This window comes from Brenneria tiliae (assembly GCF_023347575.1).
In the GTDB taxonomy this organism is placed as follows: domain Bacteria; phylum Pseudomonadota; class Gammaproteobacteria; order Enterobacterales; family Enterobacteriaceae; genus Brenneria; species Brenneria corticis.
Genome location: NZ_JAKPCB010000096.1, coordinates 40,195 through 60,532 on the forward strand (window position 1 = coordinate 40,195; position 20,338 = coordinate 60,532).

19 protein-coding genes and 1 pseudogene are annotated in these 20,338 nt (G+C 57.2%); 6 read left to right on the top strand and 14 right to left on the bottom strand.

The annotated features are described in order from the left end of the window. Positions 1-29: 29 nt before the first annotated feature. From MFP24_RS10175 to kefG, 5 genes are all read right to left on the bottom strand, one after another. The gene (locus tag MFP24_RS10175; RefSeq protein WP_249230442.1) at positions 30-965 is read right to left on the bottom strand and encodes a dihydrodipicolinate synthase family protein; all 936 of its coding nucleotides are present in this window, start codon (positions 963-965) and stop codon (positions 30-32) included. Between the two features lie 498 nt (positions 966-1,463). After that, positions 1,464-2,033, bottom strand: coding sequence for a peptidylprolyl isomerase (slyD, locus tag MFP24_RS10180; RefSeq protein WP_249230443.1), 570 nt, complete (start codon positions 2,031-2,033; stop codon positions 1,464-1,466). A gap of 124 nt (positions 2,034-2,157) precedes the next feature. Further along, positions 2,158-2,352: a YheV family putative zinc ribbon protein gene (locus MFP24_RS10185; RefSeq protein WP_249230444.1), complete on the bottom strand. Its 195-nt coding sequence runs from the start codon at positions 2,350-2,352 to the stop codon at positions 2,158-2,160. A 21-nt stretch (positions 2,353-2,373) separates the two neighbouring features. Then, entirely contained in the window at positions 2,374-4,182 is a 1,809-nt protein-coding gene (gene kefB, locus MFP24_RS10190) for a glutathione-regulated potassium-efflux system protein KefB (RefSeq protein ID WP_249230445.1), read from the bottom strand. 2 nt (positions 4,183-4,184) lie between these two features. Beyond that, positions 4,185-4,736 carry a glutathione-regulated potassium-efflux system ancillary protein KefG gene (kefG, locus tag MFP24_RS10195; RefSeq protein ID WP_249230446.1) on the bottom strand — a complete coding sequence of 184 codons (552 nt, stop codon included), beginning with the start codon at positions 4,734-4,736 and terminating at the stop codon, positions 4,185-4,187. A 127-nt stretch (positions 4,737-4,863) separates the two neighbouring features. Between kefG and MFP24_RS10200 the strand changes: the two genes are divergently transcribed. Further along, positions 4,864-6,777, top strand: coding sequence for an ABC transporter ATP-binding protein (locus MFP24_RS10200; protein ID WP_249230447.1), 1,914 nt, complete (start codon positions 4,864-4,866; stop codon positions 6,775-6,777). Positions 6,778-6,826: 49 nt separating this feature from the next. Here the strand turns inward: MFP24_RS10200 and MFP24_RS10205 are convergent, their stop codons facing one another. Further along, complete coding sequence (locus MFP24_RS10205) at positions 6,827-7,429, bottom strand: LysE family translocator (RefSeq protein ID WP_249230448.1); 603 nt, start codon at positions 7,427-7,429, stop codon at positions 6,827-6,829. Between the two features lie 141 nt (positions 7,430-7,570). Here MFP24_RS10205 and MFP24_RS10210 point away from each other — a divergent pair, with 141 nt between their 5' ends. Beyond that, positions 7,571-7,807, top strand: a complete 237-nt coding sequence (locus MFP24_RS10210) for a YheU family protein (protein ID WP_009111185.1) — start codon at positions 7,571-7,573, stop codon at positions 7,805-7,807. A 155-nt stretch (positions 7,808-7,962) separates the two neighbouring features. After that, a complete protein-coding gene (locus MFP24_RS10215) occupies positions 7,963-8,832 on the top strand; it encodes a phosphoribulokinase (RefSeq protein WP_249230449.1) in 870 nt (289 codons plus the stop codon). A gap of 40 nt (positions 8,833-8,872) precedes the next feature. On the opposite strand, the gene MFP24_RS10220 is transcribed toward MFP24_RS10215, so the two are convergent. Next, positions 8,873-9,280: an OsmC family protein gene (locus MFP24_RS10220; RefSeq protein ID WP_249230450.1), complete on the bottom strand. Its 408-nt coding sequence runs from the start codon at positions 9,278-9,280 to the stop codon at positions 8,873-8,875. 316 nt (positions 9,281-9,596) lie between these two features. On the opposite strand from MFP24_RS10220, the gene crp reads away from it, so the two are divergent. Both crp and MFP24_RS10230 read left to right on the top strand, forming a co-directional pair. Beyond that, a complete protein-coding gene (crp, locus tag MFP24_RS10225) occupies positions 9,597-10,229 on the top strand; it encodes a cAMP-activated global transcriptional regulator CRP (protein ID WP_004090925.1) in 633 nt (210 codons plus the stop codon). A gap of 648 nt (positions 10,230-10,877) precedes the next feature. Further along, positions 10,878-12,002 carry a polysaccharide lyase gene (locus tag MFP24_RS10230; protein WP_249230451.1) on the top strand — a complete coding sequence of 375 codons (1,125 nt, stop codon included), beginning with the start codon at positions 10,878-10,880 and terminating at the stop codon, positions 12,000-12,002. A 69-nt stretch (positions 12,003-12,071) separates the two neighbouring features. Here MFP24_RS10230 and ppiA read toward each other — a convergent pair whose 3' ends face one another. The 7 genes from ppiA to MFP24_RS10265 all read right to left on the bottom strand — a co-directional run bounded on the left by ppiA (position 12,072) and on the right by MFP24_RS10265 (position 19,435). Next, positions 12,072-12,641, bottom strand: coding sequence for a peptidylprolyl isomerase A (ppiA, locus tag MFP24_RS10235; RefSeq protein ID WP_249230452.1), 570 nt, complete (start codon positions 12,639-12,641; stop codon positions 12,072-12,074). 171 nt (positions 12,642-12,812) lie between these two features. Continuing rightward, entirely contained in the window at positions 12,813-13,589 is a 777-nt protein-coding gene (locus MFP24_RS10240) for an ABC transporter ATP-binding protein (protein WP_249230628.1), read from the bottom strand. Between the two features lie 27 nt (positions 13,590-13,616). Then, entirely contained in the window at positions 13,617-14,495 is an 879-nt protein-coding gene (locus tag MFP24_RS10245; RefSeq protein WP_249230453.1) for an ABC transporter ATP-binding protein, read from the bottom strand. Then, positions 14,467-15,273: an ABC transporter permease gene (locus MFP24_RS10250; protein ID WP_407061999.1), complete on the bottom strand. Its 807-nt coding sequence runs from the start codon at positions 15,271-15,273 to the stop codon at positions 14,467-14,469. Before MFP24_RS10250 ends, MFP24_RS10245 begins: the two co-directional genes overlap by 29 nt. A gap of 113 nt (positions 15,274-15,386) precedes the next feature. Beyond that, entirely contained in the window at positions 15,387-16,427 is a 1,041-nt protein-coding gene (locus tag MFP24_RS10255) for an ABC transporter permease (RefSeq protein WP_249230454.1), read from the bottom strand. Between the two features lie 124 nt (positions 16,428-16,551). Then, positions 16,552-18,162, bottom strand: a complete 1,611-nt coding sequence (locus tag MFP24_RS10260; RefSeq protein WP_249230455.1) for an ABC transporter substrate-binding protein — start codon at positions 18,160-18,162, stop codon at positions 16,552-16,554. Positions 18,163-18,280: 118 nt separating this feature from the next. Then, positions 18,281-19,435 (bottom strand): mandelate racemase family protein, encoded by a 1,155-nt coding sequence (locus MFP24_RS10265; RefSeq protein WP_249230456.1) that lies wholly within the window; start codon positions 19,433-19,435, stop codon positions 18,281-18,283. Between the two features lie 357 nt (positions 19,436-19,792). On the opposite strand from MFP24_RS10265, the pseudogene MFP24_RS10270 reads away from it, so the two are divergent. Then, a pseudogene (locus tag MFP24_RS10270) lies at positions 19,793-20,328 on the top strand (SAM-dependent methyltransferase); the annotation flags it as partial. Between the last annotated feature and the right edge of the window lie 10 nt (positions 20,329-20,338).

Genomic DNA, 20,338 nt, shown 5'->3' on the forward strand with positions numbered 1-20,338 from the left:
GGCACGCTTGTGCAGCGGCTTTACTGCCATTAGCCAACGCGCGGCAGTTTGGCGGCCCGGACGGCGACCTTGATCTCTTCTTCGGCGCCCGGCTCCAGCGGCAGCAGCGGAGAACGCACCGTGGCGTGCTCCAGTATCCCGCGCTCTACCAGCGCATGCTTCAGCGCCACCGTCCCTTCCATATGCGAACCCCGGTGGTACACGCTCTTGGTGACCGGCAGCAGGCGGTCATGGATTTCACGCGCTTTCCGATAATCTTGCGCTTTGCCCGCCTCGATCATTTCCACCAGCAGTTCCGGCGCGATATTGCCGTATCCCACCAGCAGGCCATCCACGTCGAAAATCGTCGACAGCAGGTATTCGTCATGGCAGCTCAGGATTTGCAGGTCCGGACGTTCGCGGCGGATCACCGGAATTTCCGTATCCCAGCGGCGCATATTGCGCACGCCGTTTTTCATGGCGAATACGCCCGGCTGCGCGGAGATTTCCAGCAGGGTTTCCAGGTCGTAGGTACATTTGGTGACGTCCGGGTACTGGAACAGGATCAGCGGCAGACCGCTCTCTTCATAGACGTGGCGGTATTTATCCTGCGGCGCGCCTTTCTGGTAGCCGAAACGCAGCCAGCCGTGGGACGGATACAGCAGACCGGCGGAAGCGCCGGCCTTGACGGCGCGTTTGGCTTCTTCGGCGGCGACCTCGGTGCCTTCCAGCGTGATGCCGGCGATGATGGGGATTTCGTTATTGACGGATTCGACGAACGCCTCGATGACTTTTGCCTGTTCGTCGCGGGACAGGAAGGTCCCTTCGCCGGCATGGCCGAGCACGGTGAGGCTTTTCACGCCGTCGATGCTGCGCAGCCAGGCGCCCAGTTTTTTACAGGCGGCATAGTCCACGGCGCCGTCAGGGGTAAACGGAGTAATGGGCGCAGGGTTCAGACCTCGTAAATCAATATTGATGTTCTTCATGGTGTTATTCTCTTATTTTGTTATGTACCTATACCTTTCCCGCCTGAAGCTGCTGCGATGTTGACCACTTTTCCCCGGTGCATCGACCTGAATAAGTTCATCAGGGCTCGTTTATTTGTCGCTTGCCAGCAACATCAATAGCGTTGGATATAGTTTTTTGAATTGTAGGGTAATAACGTTCTCGGGAACGTTTGCATATATTTCAGCAAAGCGCGGATAGGTGTCAATAAGCGTGCTAAAGGTTTCGCTAAGTTATGTGATGAATATCGCTACTTAGCGATCAAGCCGGCATGATTTACTTAAAAAAATGATATGTGTAAGAGAGGAAAGAGGATAAGGGAAAGGGGATGAAAATCAGCGAGCCGTTTTAAGATGAAGACCTAAAATTCACTTACCGATCATCAAGATAACAACACATAGCAAAAAGCCTGATGCCATATAATGGCATCAGGCTTTGCAGAGATGAAGACAGTGGCTACCTATCTCAGCACAGGCGGGTTAGTGGCAACCGCATCCGCCGTTACCGCAACCGCCTTTACCCTGCTCGTGGTCATGATCGTGGCCATGGCCGCCGCAGCAGCCGTCGCCGTGTTCATGATCGTGCTCGCCGTGAACGTGGCCGTGAGCCAGTTCCTCTTCGGTGGCTTCACGAATGGCGATAACCTCAACGTTAAAGCTCAGGTTCTGGCCCGCCAGCATATGGTTGCCGTCAACCACGACGTGGTCGTCTTCCACTTCGGTAATTTCAACCGGCACCGGCCCCTGGTCGGTTTCAGCCAGGAAACGCATACCGACCTGCAGTTCGTCCACGCCCATAAAAACATCTTTGGGCACGCGCTGAACCAGGTTTTCATCGTAATTACCGTAAGCGTCGTTTGAGGCGATATTGACGTCAAAACGATCGCCCACGGCGCGGCCGTCCAGCGCATTTTCCAGACCGGAAATCAACGAGCCGTGACCATGCAGATAGTCCAGCGGAGCACTCACCGGAGACTCATCGACCAATACACCGTCTTCTGTACGTACCTGGTAGGCCAGGCTGACCACCAGATCTTTTGCTACTTTCATGATATCTCCTACCGTTGGAAATCAAACTGGCGCAAATTGTAGCTGAAAAAAATCCCCGTGTACCGTCTCAGGGAGGTTTTTTCACGTCGCCCATGACGGCCCGACGGCAAACACCACCGCGGCTTCAATCAGGATGAAAAATGCCGATGATGTTCCGGTCCGCCCGCTGCGGCTCCGCCGCCGGGGCGTCCGCGCGGCTTTGGCGGTAGCCGCATTTTACGCAGGTCACGACTTCCGTCTGGTCTTCACGTCCGACGGCCAGCGTATCCAGCGCCTGACATTCGGGGCACACGGCCCCGGCAATAAATCGTTTACGCATGTTTCGTGACCTATTTTCCGCTTATTCCACTTCATCCCAATCGTCAGGGCGCCGCCGTTCACGCTGCATTTCCCGCTGGAAAATATCTTCCAGCTCGCGGCGAGCCTCCTTGGCGCGGGATATCTGCGCCACGTCGCCGGGCAGCTGCGGCATCAGTTCGCGCAGCATGCGCATATCCAGACGCCGGAAATGCTGCTGGGCGCGAAATGCCTGATGAGGATGCATTCCCAGCGACATTAGCGCCTTGCGTCCCAACTCCAGCGCGCTGGAGAAGGTTTCGCGCGAAAAATGCGCCACGCCGGCCTGCAACAGCTCATGCGCCTCCAGGCGCCCGCGCGCCCGCGCCAGAATTTCCAGATGCGGGAAATGCTGCTGGCACAGATGCACAATCGCCATGGTATCTTCCGGCGCATTGCAGGTAATAACGATCGCCTGCGCTTTTGCCGCCCCCGCTGAGCGCAGTAACTCCAGCTCCGCCGCATCGCCATAGTATACTTTATAACCATAGCTTCTCATCAGGCTGACGACGCTGATATCCTGTTCCAATACGGTAATCCGCATTTTATTGGCCATCAGCAAACGGCCGACGACCTGCCCGAAGCGCCCGAATCCCACCACGATAACCTGCGGCTCATCGTCGGCGACATAAGGCTGCTCGTCGGAAGCGTCCCGCTGGTTATAACGGCGCGCCAGAATCCGGTCGATAAACTGCATCAACAGCGGCGTGGTCATCATCGACAGCGTTACCGTCACCAACAGCAGCGGCAGTTGATCGCCCTGCAGGACGTTGTACGCCGCGGCCGCCGAAAACAGCACAAACGCGAACTCGCCGCCCTGGCTCAACACGCCGGCAAACTGCAAACGCTCGGAACGGCGCATGCGGTTGATGCGCGCCAAAACGTATAACACCGTGCCTTTGACCGCCACCAGCACCAATACCGCAATCAGCACCTTGATAATGTGGGTGTAGAGAATCCCCAGGTTCAGCGCCATGCCGACGGAAATAAAGAACAGCCCCAGCAGCAGCCCTTTGAATGGCTCAATGGCGATCTCCAGCTCATGGCGATATTCGCTTTCCGCCAGCAGGACGCCGGCGATAAAGGTGCCGAGCGCCATCGAGAAACCGAGCGCCTGCATAAATAACGCCGAGCCCAGCACCAGCAACAGCGCGGCGGCGGTAAACACTTCACGTACGCCGGACGCAGCGATAAAACGGAACAGCGGGCGCACCAGATAGCGGCCGCCAATCAGCATGCCGGCGAACGCCGCCACCTTCAGGGCGATGTGATTCCAGTCGTCCACCTCGCCCTGTACGCCGGCCAGAATGGGGATCAGCGCCAGCGCGGGAATGACCGCCAGATCCTGAAACAGCAGCACGGAAAAACCCAACTGGCCGGACTCGCTGCGATTCATCCCTTTTTCACGCATCAGCTGCAACGCCATCGCCGTGGACGACATCGCCAGCCCTATCCCGCCAATCAGCGCCGACTGCCAGGAGAAAGCGGTCAGATACAGCGCCCCGCCCAGCACCAGCGCGCTCAGCCCGACCTGCGCGGCGCCGACGCCGAAAATGGAGCGCCGCAGCGTCCACAATTTTTTCGGATTCAGCTCCAGCCCGATGATAAACATCAGGAAGACGACGCCGAGCTCGGAAAAGTGCAGGATGGCGTCAACATCGCGAATAAAGCCCAATCCCCAGGGGCCGATGGCAATCCCGGCGAGCAGATAGCCCAGCACGGCGCCGATGCCTAATCGCGCGGCGATCGGCACGGCGACCACCGCCACAAATAAAAACAGCACGCAGGCGATGAGTAATGCGGAACTCTCCATAATCAGCGCACCTCGTTTTCGAAAGGCGACGCCAGCCATTCGCCGTAGGCGCGGGCATGGCCGGACAAGACATCCGGCGGCAGACGGCGCGCCCAGTAAATCATCATCGGCTTTATCCAGCGCATGCGGCACAGGGCGGCGGTCATTTCAAACGGACGCAGCAGATCGTCCATGGAATAGCGGTTGTTGCCGCCGGGCCGATAGGCTTCCTCCGGCTCGCCGGTGGTAATAACCGAACGCCAGTGTTTTCCCGCCAGCGCATTGCCGCCGATGCCATTGGCGAAGCCGCGCGACAGCACCCGGTCGAGCCACTCTTTCAATAGCGCCGGGCAGCTGTAGGTATATAGCGGATGCTGGAATACAATCACCTGATGCTCGCGCAGCAGCTGTTGCTCATGGTAAATATCGATAAAGAAATCGGGATAGTGCGCGTACAGATCGTGTACGGTGACATTATCCAGCCGTTGTACCGGTTGCAGTAAAACCCGGTTCGCCACCGAGTCCTGTGATTCCGGATGGGCATACAGCAGCAAAATCCTGGGTGGCTGCGACATCATTCCCCTCCAAAGCGTCGTCATGGTTATCGTTTTCCGTTACCATGCAGCGCTACGACTAAAAACAGGACGCCTCGGTCCTGATATCAGGTCCATAATTTAACATACTCTGAACATACGGCGCTTTATGATTGTTTTCTCCTCGCTGCAAATTCGACGTGGTGTACATGTTCTGCTGGATAACGCCACGGCCACCATTAACCCCGGCCAGAAAGTCGGTCTGGTGGGCAAGAACGGCTGTGGTAAATCTACACTGCTGGCATTACTGAAAGATGAAATCAGCGCAGACGGCGGCAGCGCGACCTTCCCGCAGGGCTGGGCGCTGGCCTGGGTGAATCAGGAAACGCCGGCGCTGGACGTGCCGGCGCTTGATTACGTTATTGACGGCGATCGCGAATTTCGCCAGTTGGAAGCCGAACTGCACGCAGCCAACGCCAACAACGACGGCCACGCCATTGCGACCCTGCACGGCAAGCTGGACGCCATCCAGGCCTGGACCATCCAGGCCCGAGCGTCGAGTTTGCTGCACGGCCTCGGCTTCATGCAGGATCAGCTCCGGCAACCGGTCAGCGCGTTCTCCGGCGGCTGGCGCATGCGTCTCAATCTGGCGCAGGCGCTAATCTGCCGTTCCGATCTGCTGCTGCTCGACGAACCCACCAACCACCTCGATCTGGACGCGGTGATCTGGCTGGAGAAGTGGCTGAAAAGCTACCCCGGAACGCTGGTGCTGATTTCGCACGACCGAGATTTCCTCGATCCCATCGTCAATAAAATAGTGCATATCGAACAGCAGACGCTGAACGAATACACCGGCAACTACACCTCGTTCGAGCAGCAGCGGGCCACCCGGCTGGCGCAGCAGCAGTCGCTGTATGAACATCAGCAGGAGCGCGTCGCCCATCTGCAACATTATATCGACCGCTTCCGGGCCAAGGCGACCAAAGCCAAGCAGGCGCAAAGCCGGATAAAAATGCTGGAGCGCATGGAGATGATCGCCCCCGCGCATGTGGACAACCCTTTCCGTTTCAGCTTTCGCCCCCCTGAGTCGCTGCCGAATCCGCTGCTGAAAATGGAGAAGGTCAGCGCCGGCTACGACGATAAGCTGATTCTGGAGTCGATCAAACTGAATCTGGTGCCCGGCTCGCGTATCGGCCTGCTGGGGCACAACGGCGCCGGCAAATCCACGCTGATTAAGCTGCTGGCGGGAACCCTTGCTCCCCTGCAGGGCGAGATCGGCCTGGCCAAAGGGGTAAAACTAGGCTATTTCGCCCAACATCAGCTGGAGTTTCTGCGCGCCGACGAGTCGCCGTTACAGCATCTGGTGCGTTTGGCGGAGCGGGAAACGGAACAGCAGCTGCGCGATTACCTTGGCGGCTTCGGTTTTCGCGGCGACAAGGTGACGGAAATCACCGCCCGCTTCTCCGGGGGAGAAAAAGCCCGGCTGGTGCTGGCGCTTATCGTCTGGCAGCGCCCGAACCTGTTGCTGCTCGACGAACCCACCAACCACCTGGATCTCGATATGCGCCAGGCGCTGACGGAAGCGCTGATCGATTTCGAAGGCGCGCTGGTGGTGGTATCGCACGACCGGCACCTGATCCGCTCCACCACCGACGATCTCTATCTGGTGCACGACCGCAGGGTCGAGCCCTTTGACGGCGATCTGGAGGATTACCAACAGTGGCTGGTGGACCGGCAGCGTCAAAGCGGCGAGGCCGACGACGCGCCGAAAGAGAACGCCGCCAACAGCGCCCAGGCCAGAAAAGACCAGAAGCGGCGCGAAGCCGAGCTGAGAACGCAAACGCAGCCGCTGCGCAAGCAAATCACCCGGCTTGAACAGCAGATGGAAAAGCTGGGCGCCGAACTGGCGGCCGTTGAGGCGCGGCTGGCGGACGGCGAGCTGTATGATATCGGCCGCAAAGCCGAGCTTACGGCGTGCCTGCAGCAGCAGACGCAGGTCAGGGCTCAGTTGGAAGAAACGGAGATGGCCTGGCTCGACGCGCAAGAGCAACTGGAGCAGATGACCCGCTCGCTCTCCGCTTAAGTCACCGCCGGCGCGGGCCGATGCGCCGCTTATCGCCCGCGCCGCGGCGCTAGTGCCAAATCAGCAGCACGCAGGCCGCCGTCAGCACGCCCATGGATACGTTGAAGATAATCCAGGCTTTTTTACTGCGCAACAGCCGGCCGATCAGCGTGCCGAAGCCGAGCCATATCACGCCGGAAACCAGATTCACCAGTACAATGCCGAGGCTTATCGCCGCCACCGAGTGCTTGTACTCCTGCCCCGCCAGACTGAAGCTGGCGACGGCCCCCAGCGCCATCAGCCAGGCCTTGGGATTGAGAAACTGCAGCAGCCATCCCTGATAAAGCCGGATAGGACGCGACGGCGCAGCCATCGTCTCCAGCCTTTCATAGGCGGCGGTGGCGATTTTCCACGCCAGCCACAGCAGATACAAACTGCCGAGCACCTTGAGGGTGAAATGCAGCGAAGGATAGACCAGCAGCAGGCCGCCGACGCCGAACGCCACCAGCAGTAAAATACTCTGCATACCCAGCATGATGCCGAGCATCAGCCACAGGGAGCGATAAAAACCGAAGTTGGCGCCAGAGGTGGTCAATAGCATATTGTTCGGCCCCGGAGTGATCGCCGCCACCCACAGAAAACCCAGCATCGATAAAAACAGACTCAATTCCATGTAACGGGCGCCCCTCGCCCTCGGCATTTTTACGATATAGTTGGTAGTGGATTGATGTTGGTAACGCATAGATTGTTAACCGGCAATATCGAAGCTAACAGTACGATTTTAATCGCACAACACTTTTTCTGGACAAATATCGTGATCATTCCCTGGCAACAACTCGATCCTGAAACATTGGGCAATCTCATCGAATCTTTCGTGCTGCGCGAAGGAACGGATTATGGCGAACAGGAGCGCACGCTGGCGCAAAAGGTCGCCGACGTGCGCCGGCAACTGGAGTCAGGCGAAGTGGTTCTGGTGTGGTCGGAGCTGCATGAAACCATCAACATCATGCCCCGCGGCCAGTTTAACGCCGGCGAGTATCATCCGCGCTGAACGCCGCAAAAGCCGAAAAAGAGGATGCATCGCTATCGGCAACCGTGCTAACAATGATAAAAACCTCATTCAGCAGTCTGAAACCTTGTCTTTTTTGATGGCGTTTTTCCGGCAAGCCCTGCAGCAAACGTCACCATCATGGAGTGAAGCGCCTTATGTCACATCAGCATCCGATTATTGCGGTTACCGGCTCCAGCGGAGCGGGAACCACAACCACCAGCCAGGCATTCCACAAGATTTTTCAGCAGTTAAACATGCGCGCCGCCCAGCTTGAAGGTGACAGCTTCCACCGCTATACCCGCCCGGAAATGGATATGGAAATACGTAAGGCGCGGGATCTCGGGCGCCATATCAGCTATTTCGGCCCGGAGGCCAATGATTTCAGCCTGCTGGAGCAGTCGTTTACCGAATATGGCCGCCACGGAAGCGGTAAAACCCGTAAATATCTCCATACCTATGATGAAGCGATCCCCTACAACCAGGTGCCCGGTACGTTCACGCCGTGGGAGCCGATGCCTGAACCCACCGACGTGCTGTTTTATGAAGGGCTGCACGGCGGCGTGGTGACCGATAGGCACAATGTGGCGCAACACGTCGATTTGCTGGTCGGCGTGGTGCCGATCGTCAACCTGGAATGGATTCAGAAACTGATTCGCGACGTGAACGAGCGCGGACACTCGCGCGAAGCGGTGATGGATTCGGTGGTGCGCTCCATGGAAGACTACATCACCTACATTACGCCGCAGTTTTCACGCACGCACATCAACTTCCAGCGCGTTCCCACCGTTGATACCTCCAACCCGTTCGCCGCCAAGTCGATCCCCTCACTGGACGAAAGCTTCGTGGTGATTCATTTCCAGGAACTGGATAATATTGACTACCCTTATCTGCTGGCCATGTTGCAGGGATCGTTTATTTCCCATATCAACACCCTGGTGGTGCCCGGCGGGAAAATGGGTCTGGCGATGGAGCTGATTATGGCGCCGCTGGTGCAGCGCCTGCTGGAAGGGAAAAAAATCGAATAGTCCGCCGCGGCAAAAGCACCAGCGGGCGATACGCCGAGGATTACCCCGCTATGCGGACTTCATGACTGTGCGTGACCTCGACGGCTTTATCCAGCATCAGCGCCACCGAGCAATAGCGCTCCGCGGAGAGCGCCACCGCCCGTTCCACCGCTTTCTCCGTCAGCCCTGTGCCCGTCACGATAAAATGCAGATTAATATGGGTAAACAGGCGCGGCGCTTCCGTTCTCCGCTCCGAGGTCAGTTTAACCTCGCAGTCCGCCACGTCATGACGGCCTTTCTGCAGGATCGACACCACGTCAATCGCACTGCAGCCGCCAACCGACATCAACACCATTTCCATTGGGCTTGGCGCCTTGTCTCCCGAATTGCCATCCATCAGCACCTGATGCCCGGACGCTGATTCACCAAGAAAAGTTAAACCTTCAATCCACTTTACTCGAGCCTGCATGCCGCCTCCGCTAAAAATTTTTTGAAAATTTATATCGTTACTGTACAAAAACACGCTATAACCAAAGCTTCATCATGCTGAAGCGAGACAACACAAGACAGGTCCTTCAAGCTGTGTTACAAACGAAAATAGAATCTGCCTTTTCTGGACAAACTCAGATACCGGGGAGATGATGATGTCGCCAGATAGAGGCTCCAGTATATTCCCTGACGTCATTCTTCCTAGACGAATTTTGAATGTTTAGCAGTAATACGCCGTACAGGGAACTCTGAGCCCTGTGATTTGCGCAGTGAATTACAACAGAGGATGATAGCGAATGGTTCTCGGCAAACCGCAAACAGACCCGACTCTCGAATGGTTCCTTTCTCATTGTCATATCCACAAGTATCCATCGAAGAGCACGCTGATTCACCAGGGTGAAAAAGCAGAAACGCTTTACTACATCGTGAAAGGCTCTGTCGCAGTGCTGATCAAAGATGAAGAAGGCAAAGAAATGATTCTCTCTTATCTCAATCAGGGAGATTTTATCGGTGAACTTGGCCTGTTTGAAGAAGGTCAGGAGCGCAGCGCCTGGGTACGGGCGAAAACGGCTTGTGAAGTTGCTGAAATTTCTTATAAAAAGTTCCGGCAGTTGATTCAGGTGAATCCCGATATTCTGATGCGCCTGTCGGCGCAGATGGCCAGCCGACTACAGGTAACTTCAGAGAAAGTCGGTAATCTGGCGTTTCTCGACGTTACCGGCCGTATTGCTCAGACGTTATTAAACCTGGCGAAACAACCCGATGCCATGACTCACCCCGATGGCATGCAAATAAAAATCACCCGTCAGGAAATTGGGCAAATCGTCGGCTGTTCACGCGAAACCGTGGGCCGTATTCTTAAAATGCTGGAAGACCAGAACCTGATCTCCGCACATGGTAAAACGATTGTGGTTTACGGCACCCGTTAAACCATTCCGTTACCCTACAACAAAAAAGCGTGAAGCGAGTTTCACGCTTTTTTTTATCACCATCAACGCAGGTCTCATATTTACCCCTTAGTTAATGAGCAGGGTATTTATTATCAAAATAAATTATTTACCGGCAATGTAAATAGCCTTACCAACAGGCTTAATCTATTATTTTCAATATCGGCAAAATAAAAATCAGCCATGATTTATAAAGTTATATTTTAATATAGATCAATAAAACTCCATTTTTATTTATTTTAAGAAAATCCCTATTAATATGGATATCCGGGGGGATTTTTCAGACAAATCCACCTTATATGAATATATTGCTGAAAACAGAAACCTATGGAAATAAAAAAAACCATCATGAGAATATAACTTATTGATAATAAAACAATAAATATCTTATGCGTAATTTTAATTGGCAATTTAGCTTTCATAGAACCCTCCTTTCCTTTCGATTATTCAAAAGACGCATTGAACTCACCGTATTGAATTGTTTTATTTTTGTGATAACACTGATGCGGGTTTTTGATAAAACTGAAAACTGATATTCCATTTTTAGCGAAAAATCCAACCTTATTACCCTGGGCATATGGAACGATAAATGCCTTAACGAAAGTTATATTCCAACAGGAGATAATCCTTATGAAATACCTACTGCCTTCAGCCGCCGCCGGGCTGTTATGTCTTGCCTGCCAACCAGCGATGGCGGCCGATACCGGCGGCTATGCCACCACCGACGGCGGCAACGTTTCCGGCGCCGTCAATAAAACGGCCGGTTCGATGCAGGACATTGTCGATATCATCGCGGCAGCGCGTCTGGACTCAAGCGGTAAAAAAGTGTCAGGCGGCGCCTACCCCGTAGTCATCACCTATAACGGCAATGAAGATGACTTAATCAAGGCGGCGGAAGCCGATATCTGCGGTCAATGGAGCAAAGCGGCGCGCGGCGTGGAGATCAAGGAGTTTACCAAAGGCATTACCATCCTCGGCGGCAATGGTTCCTCAGCAAACTTCGGTATCTGGATCACCAAGTCCTCCAACGTCGTGGTGCGTAATATGCGCATGGGGTATATGCCCGGAGGCGCCCAGGATGGCGATGCAATCCGCATCGACGACTCCCCGAACGTCTGGATCGACCATAACGAGATCTTCGCGAAAAACCATGAGTGCGAGGGCACGCCGGACGGCGATACCACCTTTGAATCCGCCGTGGATATCAAAAAAGGCTCGACCAACGTCACCGTCTCCTACAACTACATTCACGGCGTCAAAAAGGTCGGCTTAAGCGGTTCCAGCAATAGCGATACCGGACGCAACCTCACCTATCACCACAATATCTACAGCGACGTAAACGCCCGGCTGCCGCTGCAACGAGGCGGTCAGGTGCATGCCTACAACAACCTCTATTCCGGCGTCACCAGTTCAGGGCTGAACGTTCGTCAGAACGGCATCGCATTGATTGAAAGCAACTGGTTCGAGAACGCGAAAAACCCGGTGACATCCCGTTACGATGGCTCGAATTTCGGCACATGGGAACTGCGCAACAACAACATTACCAAACCCGCCGATTTCACCACCTACGGCATCACCTGGGACAAAGATTCCAAAGCCTATGTCAATGCCGATAGCTGGACCAGCACCGGCACATTCCCCGCACTCCCTTATAGCTACTCGCCGGTAACCGCGCAATGCGTAAAAGATAAACTGGCGAACTATGCCGGCGTCGGCAAGAACCTTGCCGTATTGACCGCCTCCGCCTGTCAATGACGACGCGCTGATTTAATTCGGGCGAGTTGGGTAAACTCGCCCGTTTTTACACGGTCGATCAGAGAAAGCTTAAGGCAGGACCTTCGCCGACTGGATAACCACGGGTTTGAGCGGCACGTTCTGATACGGGCCGACGTTTTCCGTCTGCACCTGGGAAATCTTATCCGCGACCTCCATCCCTTTAACCACCCGGCCAAAGACCGCGTAGCCAAAATCGCGCTGGCCGTGATCGAGAAAGGCGTTGTCCGCCACGTTGATAAAGAACTGGCTGGTGGCGCTGTCTTTGTCGGCGGTACGCGCCATGGCGATGGTGCCGCGCAGGTTGCGCAAACCGTTATCCGCCTCGTTTTTGATCGGCGGGTTGGGCGCTTTCTGCTTCATATCATCGGTAAAGCCGCCGCCCTGGATCATAAAGCCGGGGATCACGCGATGAAACGTGGTGCCGTTATAAAAACCGTTATTCACGTACTCGACAAAGTTTTTCACCGAAACCGGGGCTTTTTGCTCATCCAACGCCAGCTCAATGTTTCCCGCCGAAGTGGTCAGCAACACATGCGTAACGCCCGTGGCGGCAAACAGCGGGGAAAAAGCGCTAAGTGAAATCAAGGCCGCCGCGGCAACCAGAGTACGTTTGAACATGATAATTCCTTGTGGATAAGACTGGTTACAGAAAGCGTAATGATTGTAAATACCCGCCCTCGGCAACGCCACCGATTTACCTTTTTTTACGTAGCGAATTCACATCGTAACCAATCGTTAACCGCCGCCCTGAGTAAGGGCCGGCATAACGGCCGGCCTCCAGCCGATAAATCACCCCATAAGTTCCGAACGCACCGCCAGATCGCGGCTGTACTGGCGGCTGGCCTCCACCAGCATGGTGGTATAGGCATTTTTCGGCGTATCGCGGGTCAAGTCGCCGATATCCAGCGTTTCCAGTATCCGGCCGTACTGCATCACCGCCACCTTATGGCATAGATGGGAAATCACCCCCAGATCGTGGGTCACCAGCAGATAGGTCAATTTCTCCTGCTGCTGCAACTCGGCCAGCAGATTGAGGATTTCCGCCTGCACGGAAACGTCCAGCGCCGAGGTGGGCTCATCCAGCAGCAGCACCCGCGGCTCCAGGATCAACGCCCGGGCGATGGCGACGCGCTGACGCTGCCCGCCGGAAAGCTGGTGGGGATAGCGGCGGCGAAACGTCGTTCCCAGCCCCACCTTTTCCAGCAGCGCATCAATACGGTCGTCGCGGTCGGCAAAGCGATGGATCAACAGCGGCTCTTCCAGTATCGACTCCACGGTATGGCGGGGATGCAGCGAGCCATAGGGGTCCTGAAACACCATCTGCACCCGGCGGCAGCGCCCCCGATCGATACGGTGCGCCAGCGGCTGGCCGTCAATCAGCAGCTTGCCCTGCCAGTGGTTAAACAAGCCGGCCAGACATTTCAGTACCGTGGTTTTCCCCGAACCGGACTCCCCCACCAGGCCGAAGATAGCGCCATCATTAACGGTAAGATTTACATCGTACAGCACCTGATTCCGCGTGCTGCCCTGGCCGAAAGAGAGGTTCAGATCGTTCACCTCAATCATGGGACGGTTATGCATCGTTTCTGCTCCTTAGGCGTTAATCCAGGCCGGATCGCGGTTCATCACCGGCAGGCGCGCTCTGGGATGGTCGATATCCGGCAGCGAATTCAGCAGGCCGCGAGTGTAGGGATGCCGCGCATTATCCAGATCGGCGGCGGCGATGGACTCCACCACGCGCCCGGCGTACATCACCAGCACCCGATCGCAGAAGCTGCGCACCAGATTGATATCATGGCTGATAAAAATCAGTCCCAGTCCGCGTTCGCCCACCAGATCGTCGAGCATCGCCAGCACCTGCAAACGCACGGAAACGTCCAGCGCCGAGGTCGGCTCATCGGCAATCACCACTTCCGGTTCGGTGATCAGCATCATGGCGATCATAATGCGCTGTCCCTGCCCGCCCGACACCTCATGGGGATAGAGGCCGTATACCCGCTCCGGCTGGCGGATGCGCACCACCTCCAGCATCGCCATCACTCTGGCTTTCGCCTCCTGACGGGAAACCTTGTGGTGCGCCAGATACGCCTCGGCGATCTGATCGCCCACGCACACCACCGGATTCAGCGAATACTTGGGATCCTGCATGATCATCGACATGCGCTTGCCGCGGATCTGGCGCATGCGCGCCTCATCCGCCTGCAGCAGATCGATATCGCCGAAACGCATCCGATCGGCGCTGATACGGGCGCTGTGCGGATGCAGTTGCAGCAGGGCGCGCCCGACGGTGGATTTACCGGAGCCGGACTCGCCGACGATGGCCAGCTTTTCGCAGCCGAGCGAAAAGGAGACGCCGCGCACCGCGTCGGTCACCACGCCGCCGTTGACGAAGCTTACCCGCAGATTGGCGACGTCCAGCAACGGCGCGCCGCGGGAGGCGGGGTTATTCAGTTCTGGGATCGAGGATGTCACGTAGGCCGTCTCCAAGAAAGTTGAACGCCAGGCTGTTAATCAGAATCGCCAGCCCCGGGATTGTTACCAGCCACCAGCACTCCATCATGTAACGCCGGCCGGCGGAAATCATCGCCCCCCATTCGGGATCGGGCGGCTGCGCCCCCAGTCCCAGGAAGCCCAGCCCGGCGGCGGTGAGAATGATGCCCGCCATATTCATGGTGATACGGATAATCACCGACGGCAGGCACAGCGGCACAATGTGATGCAGCAGGATGCGAATGGATGAAGCCCCCTGCAGTTTCACCGCGGAGACAAAGTCGGCGTGCCGCAGCGACAGGGTTTCCGCCCGCGCCAGACGGGCGATCGGCGGCCAGGCGGTCAGCGTAATGGCAATCACCACATGCTCCAGCCCCGGGCCGAGCGCCGCCACAAAGGCCAGCGCCAGCACCAGGCTGGGGAACGAGATAAAAATATCGGTAATCCGCATCAGCACGGTGTCCACCACCCCGCCGTAGTAGCCGGCGACCACGCCAAGCAGCAGGCCGATCGGCCCGACGGTCACCGACACCAGCGCCACGATATACAGCGTGATGCGCGAACCGTAAACCAGACGGCTGAAGACGTCGCGGCCAAACTCATCGCTGCCGAACCAGTGGGCGGCGCCCGGCGCCTGCAGCGCGTTGGCCAGATCCTGCGCCAGCGGATCGTGGGTGGCGATCCAGGGCGCGAAAATCGCCACCAGCATCAGCATCAGCACAATGGCGGAGCCGATGGCCGTCAGCGGATTGCGCAGCATCAGCAGCAGAAAACCGGCCAGCCGCGCGCCGCGCAGCCGCAGACGCCCCGCGCGCTTTTCCGGCGGCGTGCGGACCATCGAGTCACGGACTACCGGCGGCTCAGAGGAAATATTCATGCGTTGGTCCTCGGGTCAAAGATTTGATACAGCATGTCCGACAGCAGGTTCAGGCTGACGAAGATCAGCCCCACCAGCAGGACGCACCCCATCACCGCATTCATATCGCCCAATAGCAGGCTGCCGGTGAGATAAGAGCCGAAACCCGGCCAGGAGAACACCGTTTCGATCAGCACCGCGCCCTCCAGCAGCGACCCGTAGGCCAGCGCCACCACCGTCAGCAGCTGCACCAGAATATTGCGGAACGCGTGTCCCCAGACGACGCGGAATTCGGACAGGCCCTTGACCCGCGCGGTAATGATGTACTCCTGCGAGAGCTGCGCCAGCATAAAGCTGCGCGTCATACGGCTGATATAGGCCAGCGAGTGGAAGCCGAGAATGGTGGCGGGCAATACCAGATGATTCAGCGCGCTGCGGAAAACGTCCCACTCCCCCGCCAGCATGGCGTCCAGCAACAGCAGGCCGGTGCGGTTTTCCACCAGGCCGTCGTACGCCATATCCACCCGTCCGGCGCCGCCGACCCAGTTAAGCCAGGCGTAAAACAGCAGCAGCCCCATCATGCCGACCCAGAAAATCGGCGTGGAGTAGCCGGCCAGACTGATAAAACGCACCGCGTAATCCGCCCATTTCCCCCGTCTTGCCGCCGCCAGCACGCCGAGCGGCACGCCCAGTCCCGCGCCGACGATAATCGCCATGGTGGCCAGTTCGATGGTGGCGGGGAAGACGCGGACGATATCGTCGACCACCGGGCGCCCGGTGAGCAACGCGTTGCCCAAATCGCCGTGCAGCAGCGAATTGAAGTAGATAAAAAACTGCACGTACAGCGGCTTATCCAGGCCCAGCTGCTGATACATCTGCTGATAGGTGCTTTGATCGGCGTCCTGTCCGACAATCGCCAGCACCGGGTCGATCGGCATCACGCGGCCAATCACAAACGTCAGAATCAATAACCCGAACAGCGTGACGATGACCTGAAACAGGCGTTTTACCAGGCGATGCGGCAATCCGCCCGGCTTGTTCCACTCAGAGAAAACCATATTCTTTCTCCCGATATCCCGGCGCGTCGCGACCCCAAGTCGCCGCTGACGCGCTGGTGAGATGAGGCACAGGATGCAGATGACGGACCGACGGACGCGGCGCCATCATCTGACCGGCAGCGCACTAGCGCTGTTTATAGACCTCACGCAGGTGCGTGGTCGATGACGGATGCGGCACATACCCCTGCACGTCGGTACGCAGCACCACGGAGTCGATCATCTGGGAAACCGGAATGATGGCCGGATACAGCGCTTCATAACGGTTCTGCACCTCGGCATACAGCTGCTTCTGCCGCGCCGGATCTTTTTCCAGCAGCGCCCGGTCGATCAGCTCATTCAGCTGTTTATCGTAGAATGAGGTGCGCCAGCCCTGGAAATTGGTCAGCCTGGCCGCATCGCTGTTATCCGGGTTGTAGGCCACCGAACGCAGGCTGGAGTGCGGGTGCGGATCGACCCCGCCGCCGCCGCGACCGACCAGCATATCGAAGTTGCGATCGCGCATCGCGCCGTACACCTGATTGCCGGTGCCGGAGTGAATCCTGGCCTTGATGCCGGCCTGCGCCAGCGTCGACTGTACCGACGTCGCCAGATTGAGGAACGGCTGATCCGACAACACGCGCAGCGTGGTGGCGAATCCGTTAGGATAGCCCGCCTCCGCCAGCAGCGCTTTGGCGCGCGCCACGTCCAGCTTGTATCCCGGATTCGGCAAGGTGGCGTCCATCCCTTTCTGGATCGGGCGCTGGTGATAGAAACCGTAGCCGGTCATCACCGTCTTGTTGATGCCGTCGTAATCGATCAGATAGCGCACCGCTTCGCGCACTTTGGGTTTGGCGAAGTGTTCGTTCTTCAGGCTCATCGCCACGTAATAGATCGTGCCCTTTTTCACCTCGTCCACCACCACGCCCTGGTTCTGTTTCAGGGCATTGATATCCGGCACCGACATCCCGGTCGCGACGTCGATATCCCCTTTTTCAATCATCAGACGCAGCGCCTGCGACTCGGTCATATGGCGGAAGATAACGCGCCTCATTTTGGCGTCGCCGCGCCAGTACCCCTCGACGCGGCTGATGCGCAGCACGTCCTTCGCCTGCCACACGTCCAGCTTGAACGGACCGGAACCGGCGGCGTTGGTGGTCAGCCAGCCGTTGCCCCAGTCGCCGTTCTTCTCATGCGGCATAATCGTCTGGCGATCCAGCACCGAGCCGCTGCCCAGGGTGGCCAGCGAATAGATCACCAGCTTGGGATCGTTCGGTTTGGGCAGTTCGATTTCCACCGTATGGGCATCTTTGGCGCGGATCATCTTTTCCACGTTGTCCGCGGTAAAGCCGTAGGATTTCCAGGTGGTGGCCTGCGCCATATTGAGGTGCAGCAGCCGGTTCATCGACCAGGCGAAATCCTGCGCCGTCACCGCGTTGCCGGAATGAAACCTGGCGTTATCCACCAGATTGAAGGTTATAACCTTACCGTCGTCGCTGACGCTCCAGCTTTTCGCCAGCGAAGGCAGCACGGTGCTGAGGTTTTGCGGATCGAGCTCCACCAGCGAGTCATAGAGATTCACTATCACCCCGACCACTTCATTGCCGGTCATGGCGGCCGGGTCGAGCGACAGCATGTTGTTCATATTCATGCCGACGATCAGCTGATCGTCGGGGGTTTTTGCGGATAGTACGGCCGGAACGGCCGCCATACAGAGGGTACTCAACAGTAGGATGCGAAGTATTGCTCGTGCTTTCATCACTCTTCTCCAGGTGTGGAAGTATGGAAGACGACAACTTTATTATTTTTTAACGGCGTGCTTTTTCAGACGTCAAACCGTATTTTTAAAGGTAACTATTTGTATTTATGCATAAAAACTAATCTTTACTCAGGGTATGCTCCTCAATCCAGTCGAAATTGATATCCTCCCCCAGCCCCGGACGCTGCGGCAGATGCACAAAGCCCTCGTCGTCCATCGGGTCGACGAGGGCATGCAGATAGGCGGCGGGCTGGTCGTAATCCAGGAAAGGATGCAGCAGGCCGCGCTCGTACCAGCGGCAGTTTTTAATCGCGCCGACCACGGCCAGATTCGGCGCGCCGTTGCCGTGAACCTCACAGTCCATACCAAAGGCTTCGGCCAGAGCGGCCACCTTCATACAGGGCGCGATGCCGCCCACGCCCTGCACGCCGGCGCGCAAGATATCGCAGGCGCCCTCCTTCACCCAGTCGGCGCGGCTGAAATATTTGCCGGCCAGGCTTTCCGGACCAATCACGTCGATATCCAGGCTGTGGGTCAGCCAGCTGTAGGAGGCCATGCTCTGCTCTTCCATCGGTTCTTCAAACCAGGTGAAATCGAGCTTTTGCAGCTCACGGCCGATATACAGCGCGTCGCTGCGGCTGTACCAGTGGTAGCCATCCAGCATCAGGCTGATATCCGGGCCGACGGCTTCACGCACGGCGGCGCACGCCTTGACGTCCATTTTCGGGCTGGGCGCGAACGACACCGGCGGCATCCAGGTGTGCAGTTTGATGGCCTTGTAGCCGCGCCGCACCAGCTGCTCGGCAAAGCGGCCGTACTCTTCCGGCGTGGACAACCCCCCTTCCAGCTCGTCGCCGCACATGGTGCTGCCGTAGGCGGGCACCTTGTCGCGATAGCCGCCCAGTAGTTTGTGCACCGGCAGATTGAGCGCCCGCCCCTGAAGATCCCACAGGGCGGATTCGACGATCGACAAGGCGCGGTCGGTCAGCTGGTTGGCGCTGCCGCGCTGCCAGTGCACCAGATCCTGCCACAGGCGCTCGCGATCGAACGGATTTTGTCCGATCAGCACCTTACGAAAAAAGGCGTTGACGATATAAGGGCGAATCACTTCCGGCGGCGCAAAGGCATAGCCGTGGTGGCCATCGTCGGTGCTGATGGTCAGCAGCGCCATCCTGGCCTGATTCTCCGCTCCCGGGTGTGAGTGCCCCGCGCTGTCGGCAACCCGGCGCGTAGGGTAAGTAAAAACCGTGACATCAATTGATTCTATTTTCACCTTGTTACCTGCCTTGATATTCAACACGACTCATGTACAAGATTTGCAGTGAAAAACTGCGCGTATGCCGAGCGCGATCCGCTGCGCGATATAACTCTGTATAGGAGAAAAAGCGGAGATTTCTATCCGCCGTCTCTCACAGCGAGATCGTCATCACACAAAAGAAACCCTGTGTTAATTTAAAAAAAATAGCGTTTTATTTTTTAATTATTGAGATTATTGGCGGGTTAGTCATTAGGCAATTTCTTTCATCTGGAAAAATTATGCGGCGGATAATTAGGCAAATGCCCACCATCCTGTGAGCATTATCACGACAAAAATCCAAGACCTTACCCTGAAAAGGGATAAATTCCCCGCCGGCGCGCCAGCTTTATTATGCCGTCGATCATCGACCGCTCCCCGCTGATGGTCGCCGTGTCGTCCGGGGGGAACCGCGCCGGTTCCGGCGCGCATACTGCGGGAAAAACTGGAAAGCACCCTGCCGCAGAATCTTGGCAAGCTGGCCGCCCTGGCCGGCTGGCCCAATCGCTGGACAACGGCGACGCCGCCCGCGTGCAACAGCTTACCGAACAGCTTTTCTCCGGGCCGCTGGACGATCGCGGCGAAGTGGTGCTGGTGGGCGCGGGGCCGGCCTGGCGGCTGACAAGCAAACGCTGGTGTTCTACATGGGGCTGCAGCAGGCGGATTATATTCAGCGCAAACTGCTGGAACATCTGCTCCCGGAAACGGTTCCCGTCGCCCTGATCGAAAACGGCACCGCCGCCGCGCAGCGGGTATTGACCGGACAGCTGTCACAGCTCGGCGAACTGGCGCAACAGGCCGCCAGCCCAAGCCTGATTATCATCGGCGATGTGGTCGGCCTGCGAGAAAAACTGAACTGGTTTGCCGATTAGCCGGCGATTG

Bases quoted from the DNA above. Each gene is read 5' to 3' on its own strand.
- MFP24_RS10215 (WP_249230449.1), top strand. From the start codon at position 7,963: ATGTCACATCAGCATCCGATTATTGCGGTTACCGGCTCCAGCGGAGCG.
- MFP24_RS10185 (WP_249230444.1), bottom strand. From the start codon at position 2,352: ATGCGTAAACGATTTATTGCCGGGGCCGTGTGCCCCGAATGTCAGGCG.
- MFP24_RS10240 (WP_249230628.1), bottom strand. From the start codon at position 13,589: ATGATTGAGGTGAACGATCTGAACCTCTCTTTCGGCCAGGGCAGCACG.
- MFP24_RS10205 (WP_249230448.1), bottom strand. From the start codon at position 7,429: ATGGAATTGAGTCTGTTTTTATCGATGCTGGGTTTTCTGTGGGTGGCG.
- slyD (WP_249230443.1), bottom strand. From the start codon at position 2,033: ATGAAAGTAGCAAAAGATCTGGTGGTCAGCCTGGCCTACCAGGTACGT.
- MFP24_RS10200 (WP_249230447.1), top strand. From the start codon at position 4,864: ATGATTGTTTTCTCCTCGCTGCAAATTCGACGTGGTGTACATGTTCTG.
- MFP24_RS10255 (WP_249230454.1), bottom strand. From the start codon at position 16,427: ATGGTTTTCTCTGAGTGGAACAAGCCGGGCGGATTGCCGCATCGCCTG.
- kefB (WP_249230445.1), bottom strand. From the start codon at position 4,182: ATGGAGAGTTCCGCATTACTCATCGCCTGCGTGCTGTTTTTATTTGTG.
- MFP24_RS10220 (WP_249230450.1), bottom strand. From the start codon at position 9,280: ATGCAGGCTCGAGTAAAGTGGATTGAAGGTTTAACTTTTCTTGGTGAA.
- MFP24_RS10175 (WP_249230442.1), bottom strand. From the start codon at position 965: ATGAAGAACATCAATATTGATTTACGAGGTCTGAACCCTGCGCCCATT.
- MFP24_RS10230 (WP_249230451.1), top strand. From the start codon at position 10,878: ATGAAATACCTACTGCCTTCAGCCGCCGCCGGGCTGTTATGTCTTGCC.
- crp (WP_004090925.1), top strand. From the start codon at position 9,597: ATGGTTCTCGGCAAACCGCAAACAGACCCGACTCTCGAATGGTTCCTT.
- MFP24_RS10250 (WP_407061999.1), bottom strand. From the start codon at position 15,273: ATGCTGCGCAATCCGCTGACGGCCATCGGCTCCGCCATTGTGCTGATG.
- ppiA (WP_249230452.1), bottom strand. From the start codon at position 12,641: ATGTTCAAACGTACTCTGGTTGCCGCGGCGGCCTTGATTTCACTTAGC.
- kefG (WP_249230446.1), bottom strand. From the start codon at position 4,736: ATGTCGCAGCCACCCAGGATTTTGCTGCTGTATGCCCATCCGGAATCA.
- MFP24_RS10260 (WP_249230455.1), bottom strand. From the start codon at position 18,162: ATGAAAGCACGAGCAATACTTCGCATCCTACTGTTGAGTACCCTCTGT.